Annotated in this window: 15 protein-coding genes; 6 read left to right on the forward strand and 9 right to left on the reverse strand. The window is 32.3% G+C overall.

Translation table 11 applies throughout. The annotated features are described in order from the left end of the window. Positions 1–7: 7 nt before the first annotated feature. From rfbD to AC6EIY_RS05090, 4 genes are all read left to right on the forward strand, one after another. Positions 8–925, forward strand: a complete 918-nt coding sequence (gene rfbD, locus AC6EIY_RS05075) for a dTDP-4-dehydrorhamnose reductase (RefSeq protein WP_498507960.1) — start codon at positions 8–10, stop codon at positions 923–925. Continuing rightward, on the forward strand, positions 922–2,022 hold the full coding sequence (gene rfbB / locus AC6EIY_RS05080) for a dTDP-glucose 4,6-dehydratase (RefSeq protein WP_498507961.1): 1,101 nt from the start codon (positions 922–924) through the stop codon (positions 2,020–2,022). Before rfbD ends, rfbB begins: the two co-directional genes overlap by 4 nt. A 17-nt stretch (positions 2,023–2,039) precedes the next feature. Beyond that, positions 2,040–3,689: a GumC family protein gene (locus AC6EIY_RS05085; RefSeq protein WP_498507962.1), complete on the forward strand. Its 1,650-nt coding sequence runs from the start codon at positions 2,040–2,042 to the stop codon at positions 3,687–3,689. Positions 3,690–3,979: 290 nt separating this feature from the next. Continuing rightward, positions 3,980–5,092: a polysaccharide biosynthesis/export family protein gene (locus AC6EIY_RS05090; protein WP_498507963.1), complete on the forward strand. Its 1,113-nt coding sequence runs from the start codon at positions 3,980–3,982 to the stop codon at positions 5,090–5,092. A gap of 19 nt (positions 5,093–5,111) precedes the next feature. Here AC6EIY_RS05090 and AC6EIY_RS05095 read toward each other — a convergent pair whose 3' ends face one another. After that, entirely contained in the window at positions 5,112–6,149 is a 1,038-nt protein-coding gene (locus AC6EIY_RS05095) for an NAD-dependent epimerase/dehydratase family protein (RefSeq protein WP_498508152.1), read from the reverse strand. 487 nt (positions 6,150–6,636) lie between these two features. Here AC6EIY_RS05095 and AC6EIY_RS05100 point away from each other — a divergent pair, with 487 nt between their 5' ends. Further along, on the forward strand, positions 6,637–7,623 hold the full coding sequence (locus tag AC6EIY_RS05100; protein ID WP_498507964.1) for a GDP-L-fucose synthase family protein: 987 nt from the start codon (positions 6,637–6,639) through the stop codon (positions 7,621–7,623). Positions 7,624–7,643: 20 nt separating this feature from the next. Here AC6EIY_RS05100 and galE read toward each other — a convergent pair whose 3' ends face one another. Then, positions 7,644–8,690 (reverse strand): UDP-glucose 4-epimerase GalE, encoded by a 1,047-nt coding sequence (galE, locus tag AC6EIY_RS05105; protein ID WP_498507965.1) that lies wholly within the window; start codon positions 8,688–8,690, stop codon positions 7,644–7,646. Positions 8,691–8,882: 192 nt separating this feature from the next. Then, positions 8,883–9,260, reverse strand: coding sequence for a hypothetical protein (locus AC6EIY_RS05110; RefSeq protein ID WP_498507966.1), 378 nt, complete (start codon positions 9,258–9,260; stop codon positions 8,883–8,885). 222 nt (positions 9,261–9,482) lie between these two features. Between AC6EIY_RS05110 and AC6EIY_RS05115 the strand changes: the two genes are divergently transcribed. Next, positions 9,483–9,968, forward strand: a complete 486-nt coding sequence (locus AC6EIY_RS05115) for a DUF2214 family protein (RefSeq protein WP_498507967.1) — start codon at positions 9,483–9,485, stop codon at positions 9,966–9,968. 1,125 nt (positions 9,969–11,093) lie between these two features. Here the strand turns inward: AC6EIY_RS05115 and lexA are convergent. From lexA to AC6EIY_RS05145, 6 genes are all read right to left on the reverse strand, one after another. Further along, positions 11,094–11,702, reverse strand: coding sequence for a transcriptional repressor LexA (lexA, locus tag AC6EIY_RS05120; RefSeq protein WP_498507968.1), 609 nt, complete (start codon positions 11,700–11,702; stop codon positions 11,094–11,096). A 65-nt stretch (positions 11,703–11,767) separates the two neighbouring features. Further along, a complete protein-coding gene (gene argF / locus AC6EIY_RS05125) occupies positions 11,768–12,724 on the reverse strand; it encodes an ornithine carbamoyltransferase (RefSeq protein ID WP_498507969.1) in 957 nt (318 codons plus the stop codon). A gap of 56 nt (positions 12,725–12,780) precedes the next feature. Next, a complete protein-coding gene (gene ftsH / locus AC6EIY_RS05130) occupies positions 12,781–14,655 on the reverse strand; it encodes an ATP-dependent zinc metalloprotease FtsH (protein ID WP_498507970.1) in 1,875 nt (624 codons plus the stop codon). Between the two features lie 105 nt (positions 14,656–14,760). Then, a complete protein-coding gene (gene ribD, locus AC6EIY_RS05135; protein WP_498507971.1) occupies positions 14,761–15,855 on the reverse strand; it encodes a bifunctional diaminohydroxyphosphoribosylaminopyrimidine deaminase/5-amino-6-(5-phosphoribosylamino)uracil reductase RibD in 1,095 nt (364 codons plus the stop codon). After that, positions 15,848–16,351 carry a DUF3122 domain-containing protein gene (locus AC6EIY_RS05140; RefSeq protein WP_498507972.1) on the reverse strand — a complete coding sequence of 168 codons (504 nt, stop codon included), beginning with the start codon at positions 16,349–16,351 and terminating at the stop codon, positions 15,848–15,850. The genes ribD and AC6EIY_RS05140 overlap by 8 nt, the downstream gene beginning before the upstream one ends. Beyond that, complete coding sequence (locus AC6EIY_RS05145) at positions 16,335–16,622, reverse strand: DUF8678 family protein (protein WP_498507973.1); 288 nt, start codon at positions 16,620–16,622, stop codon at positions 16,335–16,337. The genes AC6EIY_RS05140 and AC6EIY_RS05145 overlap by 17 nt, the downstream gene beginning before the upstream one ends. Between the last annotated feature and the right edge of the window lie 73 nt (positions 16,623–16,695).

Here is a 16,695-nt window from a genome sequence, read left to right on the forward strand (position 1 = left end):
TTCCTCAATGAAAATTCTTATTACAGGCAGCGAAGGTCAATTAGGTCAAGCATTAATCAAAAATAACTTTGCGAATCATGAAATAATTAAAGCTACAAAAAAAGATTTTGATTTTTTAAATCCAAAAAATTTTATAAATAATCTTAGAAAATATAAACCCGACTGGGTTATTAATTGCGCAGCATTTACTATGGTTGATGATGCAGAAACAAATAAAGATCATGCATTCCTTATTAATTCAAAGGGTACAAGGTTGTTAGCAGATGCTGTAAAGGATATAGGAGGAAAAATGATTCATATTAGCACTGATTTCATATTTGATGGACATCAAAGTTTTCCTTATAAGCCATACAATAAACCAAATCCAATTTCAGTATATGGTTCCTCCAAGTTGGCTGGAGAGAATGCAGTAAAAGAAATCTTATTTCGCACTCATCAGGCAATAATATTAAGAACAAGTTGGCTAATGGGGCCAACTGGTAATAACTTTGCATTAACAATGCTTAAATTACATGAAACAAAAAACGAAATTAGAGTGGTTTGTGATCAAATAGGTAGTCCAACAAGCACATTAACTTTGTCTTCAGCCTGTTGGTCTTTAATTTGCAACTGGGAGAAGCAAATTAAAGACGATAATAAAATCCCACAAATCTTGCATTGGAGTGATGCAGGGGTAGCAAGTTGGTTCGATATTGCAATTGAAGTAGGCGAAATAGGACTTAAGTTAGGTTTGTTATCAAAAAAAGCCAAAGTAATACCAATCCCCTCGGAACAATATCAAACAATTGCAAGGCGTCCTAGTTATTCAGTTTTAGATAGTCAATTAATTTGTAAATCAATAAATATAAAGCAAATACATTGGAGGAAGTCTCTCTATGAGCTATTAAAAGTTAGATCAAAATATTTAAAAAAATTGATACCATGATTGATTATAATCATTTAAATAAATTTAAAAATATTTTAGTAACTGGAGGAGCAGGATTTATTGGCGGAACATTCATCAGAAGACTAATAAAAAAAACAAACTGTAAAATATACAATTTAGATAAACTTAGCTATTCAAGCTCCCTAGAAGGAATTAAGTTAGTTAAAGACTCTAAATTAAAGCATTTACACCTATTAGTAGATTTATATCATTACGATGATACTTTTAATGCACTCAAAGAATCAAATCCAGATCTTATTATACATTTTGCAGCAGAGACCCATGTTGACAGGTCAATAGATTCTCCAAATAGCTTTATTGAATCGAATGTGATAGGTACTTACAACTTACTAGAAGCTACAAAAAATTATTGGTACGGTTTATCAAAAAAGAAAAGAGAAATTTTTAGATTTCACCACATTAGTACAGACGAAGTTTTTGGATCACTTTCCTCTATCGGTTCATTTGATGAATCGACTCCATATTCACCAAGGAGTCCTTACTCAGCATCCAAAGCATCAAGCGACCATTTGGTACATGCATGGCATAAAACCTATGGATTACCAGCCATAACTACCAATTGCAGTAATAATTATGGTCCTTATCAATTTCCTGAAAAACTTATTCCACTATCAATTTTAAAAGCTGTCCAAGGAAAAGAAATACCTATCTACGGTAATGGGGAGAATATTAGAGACTGGCTTTACGTAGAAGATCATATCGATGCAATTTTATTGGCAATTATCAAAGGGAAAATTGGCGAATCCTATTGTATAGGTGGCTTTGGCGAGATGAGTAACAAAACAATTGCTTGTTTATTATGTGATGTTCTAGATTCAATAGTTCCTAAAAAAAATGCCTATTCAACTCTTATTAATTATGTGGAGGATCGCCCGGGTCACGATAAAAGATATTCAATAAATTCCAGTAAAATCCAAAGAGAATTAGGCTGGAAGCCATTACATAGTTTAGAGAATGGAATCAGAAAAACAGTTTTATGGTATTTGAATAACCTTGATTGGTGTGATAAAATTAATAAAAGATCGAGTTACAATGGTAAAAGACTTGGAAAAATGAATGTGCAACTAATGCAATAAAAATAAATAAAATCAAAATGAATCCAGATAATAATTTTTTTGAAGAAAATGAAGAATTAATAAATCTCTCAGATTTGTATAACCTATCAATTAGGAATAAATATCTAATATTAGGGCTAACGATTGCTTCGGTTTTTATAGGCTCTATATATTCCTTCACATTAAAGAAAGTATGGAAAGGTGAATTCCAAATAGTTATTAAAGATCAACTCAGCAATAATAAACAAGAAGAAATAACTTCCAATATTTCGAATTTAATGGGAGGAAGAAATCTTTTCGCAAAAAATACAATCAAGCGGCAACTAGAAACAGAAATAGAAATACTTAAAAGCCCTTCTGTACTTTCAAATATATTTTATTATGTTAAAGAAGCTAAAGAAAAGAAGGGAATCAATACATCTCAGTGGAGAATCTCCGATTGGACTAAAAACAATTTAGACGTTAGTTTAGTTAAAAACACTTCAATAGTAAATTTATCTTACAAAGACACAGAGAGAAGCTTAATATTACCTGTATTGAAGAAAATTTCTACTCAATATCAACTTTACTCTGGCAAAGACAGAGTAAAAGGTATTAATAAAGGGATAGCTTATCTCGACAGACAAATTGAAATCTATAAAAATAAGATTATTGATGTAGGAAGATCTATTCAAGAATTTGATTTTGCAAAAGAAGGGGATAGTTCTACTTCTATTGATATTGAGAGTAGAAGGTTAAATTCAATTAATAATATAAGATCTATAGAAGAAATGCTTGAAATAGTTAATAATCTAAGTAATGAATCAAGGGCAATTAAATATTTAAAATCAATTTCTAAGGAAAACAAATCTTTAATAGATTTAGATTCAATAGATTCACAAATAGCAATCAATGAGGTTATATATAAACCAAATGATGTCGCCATAAGAGACCTAAAAAGTAGACGAAAGTCTTTAATAAAAAACTTAAAGCTAGAAGTAATAGCAAAATTAAAAGCAGATAAATTAAATAATATTGCATTGCAAAAAGCATCTACAAGGCCTAAAGAGCTAATAATTAAATATAAGGAATTTCTAAAAAATAAAGAGCTTGATGAGACAACTTTATCCAGTTTATTAAATGAAAGAAGAAGAGTTTCTCTTGATCAAGCACGTTCACTTGATCCTTGGGAATTAATAACAAAACCAACATTATTCGATGATCCTGTCTCTCCAAGTAAAAGAAGAATTGTTTTAATATCATTTATATTAGGATTATTGATTAGCTTCTTTTTCGTATTAATAAAAGAAAAAAATAGTGGATTAATATATAGTAAATCAGCTATTAAAAAATATCTAGGTTGCAAGTACTTAGGTGAATTTGAATTATCAAAGCAAAATGAATGGTGCGAGAGTATTAAAATAATTAATTCAAGCTCAATTATAGCAAATGGATTTCAAAAAATCGCACTAATTAAACTCGGGAAAATCAACAATGAAAGTGTTAAGTTGATTTCAAAAAGGTTTGAAGAAATTCTCAAGGATAAAGAAATTTATGTCTTTGAAAATTTATCTCAATCTATTGATTGCGATGTTCGTATAATAATTACCATTCCAGGATTAATATTATACGATGATATTTATAATTTGAAAACAAACCTAAATATTCAGGAAAAGGATATAGATGGTTTGATTATATTTACATTATAAAAAATTTAGTTATTGAAACAAGTATTACTTAGCTTAGAACGAGAAAAATATTGAGAAGCCTATCAAACTTCTCTTTCTAATTAACTCATACCTAAATTTCACAATTTTATGCATTTTAATGGTAGTTGCATTTCCTAATAATAATTAAGGGAAAAAGATTCATTTTTTCTCTCAAAAAGCTATCATTAACTAAAAAATGTAGTAAAATAATATTTATAGATATTATTTTTAGTGTTAAAGTGTTTATTATAAAAACAACGCAGCTAAAAAATCTTCTGATTTTAAAGATTGTGCTACTTGCCTTCTTATCAGGAGTTGCATTAGCAGAGGGAAGAGAAGTATTCAAAGATAATAAAAATATTATTGACGCCTCCTACTTTGATAGGAGTAATGAATTAGATGACTATATATTAGGAACTGGTGATGTATTAGATATTCAATTTATTAATGCAAGTAATTTAAATAGAAAATATACGATAGATAAACAAGGTAATATATATTTTCCTCGAATCAAAGAAACATATGTTAGAGGCTTAACCATAAAAGATCTCAGCAATATGCTAGAAAAACGTTATTCAGAGTTCTTAATTTCACCCGAGATTTATATAAGAATAATAAAATATAGACCGATTAAAGTTTTAGTTCAAGGTGAAGTAAGAAAACCTTCTATTGTCAAACTTGGAGCTTATACAGAAGATCTACAAATAAATCAGGCCAAGTCAATTGAAGCTAGTGAGATAGAGGATTTATCTATTAGTAGATCAATAGATTATTCAAAACTTTTTAACTTAACAGATGATTTAACTACTATTTCAAATGCAATAAGATCTGTTGGGGGACTAACTTCTTATAGTGATATATCTAAATTAGAACTCATCAGAGATATTCCTTTAAGTCAAGGGGGGGGGCAAAAAAAAGCAACAATTGATTTCTCTATCTTTTTAAAAAGACAAAGTTCAAAGTCAGATATAAGACTTTTTGATGGAGATATTATTTACATACCTCGTCTCACCAAATCAAATCAAGATATCCTTCGAAAATCTATAGTTTTTGGCTTAACTCCAAGGTTTATAAATGTAACTGTTAAAGGGAAAATAGAAAACCCTGGCCAATTGCGTATACCTGTTGATGGTAGTTTGTCTGATGTTATGAACCTCTCAGGTCCCATCAAGCCTCTGTCTGGAAAGATCTTTTTAATTAGATACAATAAAGATGGAACAATATTAAGGAAAAATATTAATTATTCAGCTAATTCGACTCCTGGCTCAATTAAAAATCCTTTTTTATTTTCAGGTGATTTAATTTCTGTTAAAGACAGCCTTATTGGAAAATCAAGCTCAACAATTTCAAAAATAACACAACCATTAACTGGTATTTTTGCAGCCAGGGAACTATTTAAATAATTCATCTTTAAAATAATCTCTAAAAATATTCTTTGTACCAAAAAGCAAATTGTTTTATCCCATCTTCTATTGACGTCATTGGTTTATAGCCAATCCAATCATTTAACAATTTCGTATCAGCAGCTGTAGCAATAACATCTCCTGGTGGTGTTGGCTGAAAGTCCTTTATCGCTTTTAAACCCAGCTCATTTTCAAGAACCTCAATAAATCTTAGTAGTTCTATAGGTTCACTATTACCTATATTAAATATTCTATGAGGAGCAAATGATGTAGATGGATTAGGCTGGTCACTATTAAAATCAGTATCTATAGTTGCGTACTTTTTAGAACATAAATAAATACCTTCTACGACATCATCAATATAGGTGAAATCTCTCTTCATCTTTCCAAAATTATTTACAGTAATAGGTTTGTTATTAAGAATAGATTTTGCGAAAATCATTGGCGCCATATCAGGCCTTCCCCATGGGCCATATACAGTAAAAAAGCGTAAACCCGTTGATGGTAAATTATACAAATGGCTATATGTATGAGCCATTAATTCATTTGATTTCTTAGTTGCTGCGTAAAGACTTACAGGGTGATTAACAGATTGATCCTCTGTAAATGGTAAATTTGTATTCCCTCCATAAACTGAGCTGCTAGAAGCATAAATCAAATGTTGAACTTCATATAAACGACAGGCCTCAAGGAGATTTACAAAGCCTACAAGATTACTATTTACATAAGAAAAAGGATTTTCCAAAGAATATCTTACTCCAGCTTGTGCTGCTAAATTCACAACAATATTTGGGGCATATTTTTTAAAGATTTTAATTAAAGAATAATTATCTTCCAACGCAACTTCCAAGAAAGTCCAACTACCAGAATAACTACTTAATTTACTATTTATCAATTCCAGCCTAGATTTCTTTAATCGAGGAGAATAATAGGAATTAAGGTTATCAACACCAACAACAATTTTGCCTTCCTTTAACAAGCGATGAGATAAAGCTGAACCTATAAATCCCGCAGCCCCAGTAACTAAATAAATAGATCTAGATTTAATCTTTTTAATCTTTATAATCAATTCAACAGATATCTTACTATAGTAATTTATATTTTGACAATATTTAATTTTGATTTTATCAAAATTAAATAAGTTACTGAAAACACTTTATCAAATTACTAAAAAAAGTATTCTAAATTTATTAACAAACAATGTCCCAAAAAGTAAAAATACAAAACTTAACAGAAAACTTAAAAATAATATCATTTATCAGTATCTAGCGACATATATAAAATGGAATCTTCATTTATAAGTTTTCCTGTAAATCCTAAGAAACTTATACAGCAATAAACGACTCATTCTATTATGGCTAGATTGTATATACTTGCTAAGATAGCTGAAGAGTATCTTTATTTTTTCTAGAAGGAGGTATTCAATCTTAAAGTATCAATGTTCTTAAAGAATTTCTTTAAAGAAGAGTACTTGCATTAGATAATACCGAGTAATCCACTCTGCATAACCCATCAACTAATCTTCAAACGATTGTTAAACTTTCATGACAAACTTGCTTAATCATAAAGACAGAATTCTTATTGCTGGATCAACAGGAATGTGCGGGAGTGCCATTGTAAGAAGTTTAAAAAAGAAAGGATATGAGCAAGCATTATTCACTCCTACACATAAGGAATTAGATCTTGAAAATATCATCGAAATAAGAAATTGGTTTAAGGCTCACAAACCAACTATTGTTATTTTAGCTGCAGCAAAAGTAGGAGGAATACTCGCAAATAATAATCAGCCCGCTGATTTCATATTAAATAACTTAAAGATACAAACAAATGTAATTGAAACTGCATGGTCATTTGGTGTTAAAAGGTTACTTTTCTTAGGTAGTAGTTGCATTTATCCTAAATATGCAAAGCAACCAATAAGAGAAGAATATTTATTGGAAAGTGAATTAGAACCAACAAATGAATGCTATGCAATTGCAAAGATAGCAGGTATTAAGCTTTGCGAGTCTTTGCGCAAGCAATACGGATTTGATGCGATTTCATTAATGCCAACAAATCTTTATGGACCTGGAGATAATTATAATCCAGACACTAGTCATGTCATGGCTAGTTTAATAAGAAAATTTTCTGAAGCAAAAAAAAATAATTTAACTTCCGTAACTTGCTGGGGAACAGGCTCTCCATTAAGAGAATTTTTACATGTTGATGATCTAGGAGAAGCAGTTGTGTTCGCTCTTGAAAAATGGGATCCCAATTCTGTTAATGCTCCTATGAATAATCAATCAGAACCACTTACATATTTAAATGTGGGTACTGGAAAAGATATCTCGATCAAGGGCTTATCTAAAAAAATTGCTACCTTAACAGGTTTTAAAGGGGAAACACTTTGGGATTCAAGCAAACCGGACGGAACCCCAAAAAAACAACTTGACATATCTAAAATTTTAGATCTTGGATGGAAGCCTGCTATAGATCTTGAAGATGGAATTTCAGAAACAATTAAATTATATATGAATAAATATTTAAATTAATTGTTCAATTTAAATATTAACTATAAATAGCCTTTTGGATTGTTTGATTGCCAGTTCCATCCATCTAAACACATTTTCACTAAATCTCTTTTTGGGGACCAATTTAAACACGAGAGAGCTAAAGAATTATCGGCTATTACTGTACAAGAATCACCAACTCTTCTGGTAGAAAATTTTATAGATATTTTTACATTGTTTACTTTCTCAAATGTATCTACAAGTTCTAGAACAGTTGTTCCTAGGCCTGTGCCTAGATTAAGATTAATTATTTTTTGTTCATAATTATTTAAATACTCCAAAGTAGCAATATGCCCCTCAGCTAAATCCATAACATGAATGTAATCTCGTATGCAAGTTCCATCTAAAGTAGGCCAATCTTTACCGAAAATAGTCAATTCATCCAAATTACCTACAGCTACTTGAGTGATATAAGGAAAAATATTACTAGGTAATCCTTTAGGGGATTCTCCTATCATCCCAGATGAATGAGCACCAATAGGATTAAAATATCGAAGTATTCCTATTTTCCATTTATCTTTGCGTCTATAATATATATCATTTAGTATTTGCTCTATTGCCGCTTTAGTTCTTCCATAGGGGTTTATTGGTTTGATTTCTGTAGTCTCTTTAAGAGGTAAATGATTTGACATTCCATAGATAGTGGCACTACTACTAAATACAATTGTTCGACAATTGTATTTATCCATAACTCTTAGTAGATTAATTGAACCATGAACATTTACATCCCAATAAAGTAAAGGATTAAGCACAGAATCTTTAACTGATTTGTATCCTGCAAAGTGAATAACAGCTTTGATAGGATTACCCAAATCTTTATATCTTAAAAATAATTTATCTAAAACCTTTTCATCTCTAATATCTGCTATCTCAATATCAATATTTTTCACTCTATTATTTTTTTTCAATATCTCAACAACACGCTGAAGAGATTTCTTATGACTATTTATATAGGAATCAATTACAGTTATCTCATAACCTTTTTCAAGCAGAGCAAGACATGTGTGGCTTCCTATAAAACCTGCTCCCCCTGGGACTAAAATCCTCATATATAAGATAAAATTGATAAATTCACTTATGTACTATATTATAAAAGATTATTTAATTTAAAAATTTTATAATTTCAGGCATTTAAGAATGAATAGTTGATTTTTTATTATTAATTAAAAACAATTTATATAATAGTAAAGTTGTTTTTAATTTTTTTTATATTATGTAAATTATTAATTAATTATATCAACTTAATTTAAGCCACCTTTTTTAAAAGCTATATACCACTCATCTCCTGAAAGGTTTAAAGAGTAACCACAATTATCACTAACTGAATTAAAAGCTTTTTCTGCTATGGCTTTAGTATCAATATTTTCAATCCCTTTCTTCTTCTTAAAGATAGCTATATTTTCCTTGATCGCAAAATTCACGGCGCTTTCCTGAGACAGACCGAAACCAACTCCATTGCAAAATTTCTTCGAAAAATCTTTAGCTATTCTGTTAATCAATTCATCATTTTGCTTAATAGTTGATGCATTTACTTCTAAATCAAATAAACAAAGAGTAAAAAATAAAGAACACACAACTATACAAAAGACTGAAAAACTTCGAGATCGGAGTTTTGTCATTTTTCTATCTTAAATATCTATATATTAATTTTAAAACTAGGTCTATCAAAAGCACTCTATTAAATATAAAAATAATAGATTCTTAATACAAGTAAAGAAAGAAACAAATAACTACTAATGAGAAAATTGCTAATTTTAATTTTTTCTTAATTGCATTTTCTCCTCTTCGTAAACCAAAAAGCTTTCAGCAAAGGTGCTTTATGTTTTTCGCTATTGTATATTATGTATAAAATCAAAGTCACAAATATGCATGCAATCAAAAGCGCCTCGGTTGCCTACATCCATTACTTAAGTTTTATGCTTTGTTTTGGAGCTTTGGTATTTGAAAGAATGCGTCTGAAATCCGCTCCCAATAGAGAAGAAGCTATTTCTATGATTTCAGCCGATATTGTATACGGAATTGCGGGTGTAGCTCTATTAATCAGCGGAATTTATCGTGTAATAAAATTCGGCCAAGGTCCTGATTTTTATACTCAAAACCCTCTTTTTTGGACAAAAATTGTGATATTCGGTTTAGTGGGTTCATTATCTTTATATCCAACATTTACTTATATTTTATGGGCAATTCCTTTAAGTAAAGGCAAATTACCAGACGTTTCTGTTAATCTAGAAGCAAGATTAAAATTAATAATAAATATCGAATTATTTGGTTTTTCATTAATACCGTTTTTCGCAACATTAATGGCAAGAGGTATAGGAGCAAACTAATTTAATAAAAAATATCTGGGTTTTACTAATAATTTAATAGTCATTACTTCTGTCTAAAAAATTAGATAACTCCGACAAATGCTTATAAGAACTTAAAAATGAAGATTTATAAAAATTTCCTTTTGCACAAATCAAAATAATTAGTGAATTTTTTTAAGGGCAACGATTTTTTCTCTAAAAAACCCAAGAAACCCATCTATAAGTAAGCCAATGGAACCACTTCGGGCAAGATAAGTACAACCTGAACTTTTCCACATTTTTTCGTTTCCAAACATTGCTGAATATTTTGTCTTGAAGTTTTAACAGGAACCTGGTTATGTATCAAGAGATACTTATCGCTCGTAACCTGTTGCAGCAGAATGAGTTTGAGTGAATACATTTTTTTTGTAATTTATCCACTTATAGAATTGCCATTAACACGATTGATAATATTTAAAATATGTGAATTTGTGGAAAAGTGGAAAACTCATTAAAAAGACTCAATAATCATTCATGCTGATATCTGCATTTCAATTTAAAAGATCAATTTATTTCAAGCATTTCTTCAAGCCAAAATGACCTTCTATTCATTCAAAGAAATAGTCTCACTTAAATTGCTATTCTAGTACTTCTAGGTAAAAATTTTTTTCTCTCGTCAACGTCATTTGTTAATGCTTCTAATGGTTTATAAAGTATCAAAATTTTAACTTCAACGAGTTTATTGGTTTAATCGCATAAAGAGTTTTAAGAAATTCTTTTTCTCAACATATTTTTATTAAACAAAATCAATTAAATACATATTGCAATTGCTTATCTTAAATTAACCTTGCATATCAAATAATTTTTTAATTCTAAATTATTTGATTTCTTTTATTGACTTACTCCTATAGAACTTTCATTAGGGTCAGAGTATATTTTTTAAAAATCCTTTCTCACGCATTGGAATCAAGATTAGACATATCAACTAGTCAATATGGAGAGGGGATTTATTTTGAAGAAAGGAGTAAGAATTTAAATAAGAAAGCTTTTTTAATAAAAGAAAATCGATAAAAGCAGTATATCTCAGTGTCTAAAGTGAAGATAAAAATAGAAGATCCCTATTAAAAAATCGAAGTTAAACAAATTAATTTGTTATCAAAAATAAAATTAAGTTTTCCTCCACACAGCAGCTAACTTTCCTTGAACATGTACTTTTTCAGCATCAATTTCTATAGGTTCATAAGCTGTATTAGCAGCTTCTAAACGAACTAAACTTCCATCACGAAAAAAATGCTTCAAAGTAGTTCCCAAACCTGGGACCATTGCACTCACTACAGTTCCATTTCTCAATCCAGAAGGGTCATTAACAGGTTCCATTAAGACCATATCTCCATCTGCAATAAAAGAATCAATCATTGAATCTCCATTTACAGTCAAAGCAAAAAGTCCTTTTAGTTGAAGAACTGAATTTAAGTCCAAAGTTTCTTGTACATCATCAAAAGTCTCAACTAATCCACCAGCGGCTATTGAACCTAAGACAGGAACGCCAGCAATACTTTCTTCTATCAATTGCAGTGTTCTTGCCTGACCCTCTTGCCATTTTATCCAACCTTTTTCTTGTAAATGTCTTAAACGACTTTGAATGGGTGCTGGAGATCTTAGCCCCATCGCTTGCATCATTTCCCTTATGGAAGGACTATGGTGCTGGTCTTCAATAAAATCTACAAGCCAGTCATATAGTTCTTGCTGAGCAGTAGTTAAAGCTTCACCAGGCATCTAAACAAATTAAGTACATATGTGCTCCAATACATATGTACCTAATTTATTCTGAAATTGCAACCCTAAAGACCTCCAAGTTGAACAGCAAGCAAAGCTTGTTGAACATGAAGACGATTCTCTGCTTGATCAAAAACAAAACTTCTTTGACTCTCCAAAGCCTCTTCTGTAATTTCTTCTCCTCTATGAGCAGGCAAACAGTGCAAAAGAATCACGTCCTCATCAGCAAGATCCATTAATTTTAGATCAACTTTATAATTTTCAAAAAATTTTTTTCTCCTTGCTTGCTCTTCTTCTTGCCCCATAGAAGACCAAACATCTGTATAAATCACCTGAGCTCCCTTTACTGCCTTTAAAGGGTTATTAGAAATAGATATTTTTGCTCCAAACTCAGATAGAGAATTAGCTTTGTCTACAATTTTTGGGTCTGCATCAAATCCTTTTGGAGAGCAAATTTTCACATTAACTCCCAACAATGCTCCACATAACATTAATGAATTAGCTACGTTGTTGCCATCTCCGATGTAAGAAAGATTTATACCCTTCAGACTCCCAAATTTCTCTTGTATAGTTAAGTAATCAGCTAGTGCTTGACAAGGATGCTCAAGGTCAGTTAAGGCATTAATCACAGGAATCGTCGACCACTCTGCGTATTCCTCTAATTCATTCTGCGAAAAAGTTCTAACTGCAAGAACATCACAATAGCGGCTCAAAACCCTGGCTGTATCTTTAATGGGTTCTCCCCTTCCAAGTTGGCTAACTTGAGGGTTTAAATCAATAGTTTGACCCCCAAGCCTGGCCATTGCAGCTTGAAAACTAACTCGTGTCCTAGTGGATGCCTTTTTGAATATTAAACCTAGGACTCTATTTCCCAGATCAATTCTTCTATCTTCTGCTTTTAATTGTTTTGATAATTCAAACAATGAAAAAATCTGACTTGATTTCAAGTCAGATGAAGAGAGAAAATCGCTTTTACCAAAAGAGGAAAGTTCAGATGCTAATCCAGAGGAGACTGATGCCATTGCTTGGGAGTCTCAAACTTCCTTTATCTAGGAAAAAGGAAATAAAGTCAAGTGGTCTAACTAGAAACTTTTTCTGGCATCACACTATTTGAAAGCATTTTGATAAGATCATCTCCCTCTATAACTTCTTTCTCAAGTATTTTCTGAGAAATATCTTCCAATAAAGAAAGATTGTTTTTAAGAATGTTTAAGGCTTTTTCATGTGCATCATCCACCAGGCTTCTAACTTCTTTATCAATTGCTTGGGCAGTAGCATCACTCAATTCTCTTCTGGGATTACTGTTTCCTCCTAGGAATTGACCACCTCCCTGCTTGTCATATGCTAATGGACCAAGTATATCGCTCATCCCATACATACCTACCATTTGCTCAGCAATATCTGTAGCCCTTTGAAGATCATTGGAAGCTCCGGTTGTAACTTTTCCAAAAATTATTTCCTCTGCAGATCTTCCACCCAAGAGAGTAGCTATTTGGCCTTGAAGTTCTTCTTTAGAATTTAAAAATCTTTCTTCAGTTGGAAGTTGCAAAGTGTATCCGAGAGCACTCATACCTCTTGGAACAATAGATATTTTTGCAACTTTGCTACCTCCTGGCATTAAATGACCAACTATTGCATGACCGACCTCATGATATGCAACGATTTTTTTCTCATCGTCCTGCAAAACGCGGCTTTTTTTCTCTAATCCGGCAACAACTCTTTCGATTGCTTCATTTAAATCTTGTTGTTCAACTGATTTTCTTTTACCTCTTGCAGCCAATAGAGCAGCTTCATTTACCATATTGGCCAAATCAGCACCAGCAAATCCACTTGTAGCTTGCGCAATACGATCTAGATCTATTTCGTTTGAGAGTTTAACTTTCTTGGTATAAATTTCTAGAATTGTTTTTCTCCCAGATAAATCTGGTCTGTCTACCAGTACTTGCCTATCAAACCTGCCGGGACGAAGAAGGGCCGCATCTAAAACTTCAGGTTGGTTAGTAGCAGCCAACACAATGACAGGCTTGTCAGTTGAAGCGAAACCATCCATTTCAGTTAAGAGTTGATTAAGAGTCTGTTCTCTCTCATCATTGCCCCCTACAACTCCCATTGAACCCGATCTACTTTTACCAATAGCATCAAGTTCATCTATAAAAATTATGCACGGTGCTTTTTTCTTTGCTTGCTCAAACAAATCTCTAACTCTTGCTGCACCAGCACCAACAAATAACTCTACAAATTCGGAACCAGAAATGATAAAGAAAGGTACTTCAGCTTCGCCTGCTACTGCTTTTGATAAAAGTGTTTTTCCAGTTCCAGGAGGTCCAACTAACAAAACACCTTTGGGAATTCTTGCACCAATATCTGTATATCTCTGTGGCCTTTTGAGAAAATCAACTATTTCGGTTAGCTCATCTTTAGCTTCATCTACACCAGCAACGTCTTCGAAAGTCACTTTCGACTCATCATCTGGAACATATACTTTTGCCTTACTTTTGGTAAAACTTAGAGCACCTTGAGCTCCTCCACCTCCCATACTTCTACGAGCAAAAAACTGCAATACAAGGATGAAAATCAGCGGCGGGACTACCCAACTTAGAATAGTGGTAAAGATGTTTGGCTTTTTTGGGGGCGCGGCTGCGAACTCAACTCCTTTACTTTCTAGCCTTTGAGGGAGATCCATATCAAAGATGGGAGTCGTAGCAAGAACTGATGGAGCTCCTTCCTCTGCTGTAGAAAGTTCGTATCTGATTTGATCTTGAGTTATGTAGGCACGCTTTACTTCACCATCATCGACTTGGTTGATAAAAAGGGAGTATGGAACTCTCGGAACTTGTGTGTTTGAGCTTGGGAAAAAGCTACTGAAAAGGAGAAGTGCTCCAAATCCTATTAGAACTAAATTAATTATTCCAAAACGTCTATTAGGTTGATTTTCATCCTGTCGTATAGGCATTGGCAAAAACTTGATTGGTACCAAGTTAAACAACTTTCATACCAAATCAAAATCTTTAACTGGAGGGAGATCCGAACGAATATCTATTTAAACAAAATTAAAGCTCTAAATAAGTAGACTCCAACAAAGATCTTCTCCTTTTCGTTCTAAATGAGAATGTTGCAATTTGTAGGTGGAATCTATTGATTCAAATCCAAAACTGTTGAGAGGACTCATTGCAGAATTGCCCCCTATGAGTTTTGGTGCCATAAAAACTACTAATTCCTGAACACAGTTAGACTCTATTGCACTAGTAGCTAGAAGAGGACCACATTCCCAAAGAATTTTGTTACAACCCTGGTGAGAAAGTGCGGTCATCAATTCGGATGGATCATCAGAATTGAGTCTTAATTTTTCTGGACCGTCTGGTAAATCAGAAAAAAAAGCTTCATCCCCCTCTGGCCCATAAGCAATTATGGTTTTAGCAATTTTCGTATCCCAAAGTTTTGCAGAATTTGGCAAATCCAAAGTTCTAGAAAAAACAACCCTTATAGGTTCAAAATTTGATTTTCCTCTTGAAGTCAAAAGAGGATTATCAGTGCGTACTGTTCCTCCTCCAACAATTACTGCATCACATTTTGATCTTATTTGATGAACGGAATTCCTAGACTGTCTGCCTGAAATCCACTTACTACATCCATTTGGCAAACCAATTCTTCCATCCAAGCTCATTGCCCATTTAAGAATTCCCCAAGGGCGACCATGACGCACTCGAAAACTAAATTCGCGATTGATAGATTCACATTCTTGATTTAAAACGCCCTGAATCACTTCAAGTCCCGAGTCTTTTAATCTTCGAATCCCATCACCAGAAACTCGTGGGTCTGGATCAACCATCCCAATAACAACTTTTTTCAACCCCGCATTTAATATTGCTTCTGTACAGGGAGGGGTCAAACCATAATGGCAACAGGGTTCTAAAGTTACAACGATCGTTCCATTTATCGATTTCTTTCCAGCTTGAGTAAGTGCTTCAATTTCAGCATGAGGGTTACCTGCTCCTGTATGAAATCCTTCTCCAACAAGTCTTCCGCTGGAGTCCAATACAATTGCCCCCACAAGAGGGTTTGGGCTTGTTCTACCTTCTGCCAACAAAGCTAATTGAATTGCACGTCTCATCCAAGGAACCCATGTTTTTTGATTCTCAGGCAAATTAATCATTTTGTTTTTCTAATGATCTCCATTCACTCACCAAGTATGGCGGTATTGGTAATTCATTTATCAATCCAGGCAATTTGATTCTTAGTGGTCTGTTTTTATCCAAGTCTGAAATCAGAGGACTGATATCGAATTCTGCAGCAGAATCATTCAAAATTTGTTCGTTAATTTTACTATTTTTTGATGTGTCTTTTAAATACCAAGTCTTCCTACCTGAATTAACAATCAAATTAGTTGGATGATCAATCCTTAATGAGCCTGGATAGCCTACAATTCTTAAAATCAATTTCTTGGAATCATTTGAATTTGGATAGACAATAATCTGCCAATTTTGGTAATCCAAGTCTTTGAGGCTCTCTAAGCTTCTTTTAATTTCTTTTTTCTGATCATTTAAAAAAACTTTTGAATCTGCCAAACTTGTATTTGCATTCGTAAACAAAAAGCAACTAATTAAAAGACAAGAAATTATCAGACGAACTAAATCATGAAATCCTTCCATTACTAATGTTGTAATCTTCTGATTCAAGTAATGCATCTAATGCTATTGCTGAACGAACGAGTGACTGATATTTCTTCATGATACGTTGATTGCGTTCAACTATTTTGGATGGATCATATTTTTCTGATTGCTGAATAGAATTTTCAAAGACTTGGACACCGTCGTCCATTAGTTCTAAATCTTTTTGCTGCTTAATCAGAGCTATCAAAATTTCATGCAGACGGGATCTTCTGTTTAGGTGCTCCTCAGCTTCATTTTTTTTAAGATTCACAAATCTTTTTAGACTTACTATTGAAGTTTTAGTTGATTTTCCTCTAAAAAATAGTGAAGCTATAAAAAAAAGA

The sequence above is a fragment of the Prochlorococcus sp. MIT2304 genome (genome assembly GCF_059772405.1).

Excerpts from the sequence above, each read along its gene's own strand:
- rfbD (WP_498507960.1), top strand. The coding sequence starts at position 8 with ATGAAAATTCTTATTACAGGCAGCGAAGGTCAATTAGGTCAAGCATTA.
- rfbB (WP_498507961.1), top strand. The coding sequence starts at position 922 with ATGATTGATTATAATCATTTAAATAAATTTAAAAATATTTTAGTAACT.
- AC6EIY_RS05085 (WP_498507962.1), top strand. The coding sequence starts at position 2,040 with ATGAATCCAGATAATAATTTTTTTGAAGAAAATGAAGAATTAATAAAT.
- AC6EIY_RS05100 (WP_498507964.1), top strand. The coding sequence starts at position 6,637 with ATGACAAACTTGCTTAATCATAAAGACAGAATTCTTATTGCTGGATCA.
- galE (WP_498507965.1), bottom strand. The coding sequence starts at position 8,690 with ATGAGGATTTTAGTCCCAGGGGGAGCAGGTTTTATAGGAAGCCACACA.
- AC6EIY_RS05110 (WP_498507966.1), bottom strand. The coding sequence starts at position 9,260 with ATGACAAAACTCCGATCTCGAAGTTTTTCAGTCTTTTGTATAGTTGTG.
- AC6EIY_RS05115 (WP_498507967.1), top strand. The coding sequence starts at position 9,483 with ATGTATAAAATCAAAGTCACAAATATGCATGCAATCAAAAGCGCCTCG.
- lexA (WP_498507968.1), bottom strand. The coding sequence starts at position 11,702 with ATGCCTGGTGAAGCTTTAACTACTGCTCAGCAAGAACTATATGACTGG.
- argF (WP_498507969.1), bottom strand. The coding sequence starts at position 12,724 with ATGGCATCAGTCTCCTCTGGATTAGCATCTGAACTTTCCTCTTTTGGT.
- ftsH (WP_498507970.1), bottom strand. The coding sequence starts at position 14,655 with ATGCCTATACGACAGGATGAAAATCAACCTAATAGACGTTTTGGAATA.
- ribD (WP_498507971.1), bottom strand. The coding sequence starts at position 15,855 with ATGATTAATTTGCCTGAGAATCAAAAAACATGGGTTCCTTGGATGAGA.
- AC6EIY_RS05140 (WP_498507972.1), bottom strand. The coding sequence starts at position 16,351 with ATGGAAGGATTTCATGATTTAGTTCGTCTGATAATTTCTTGTCTTTTA.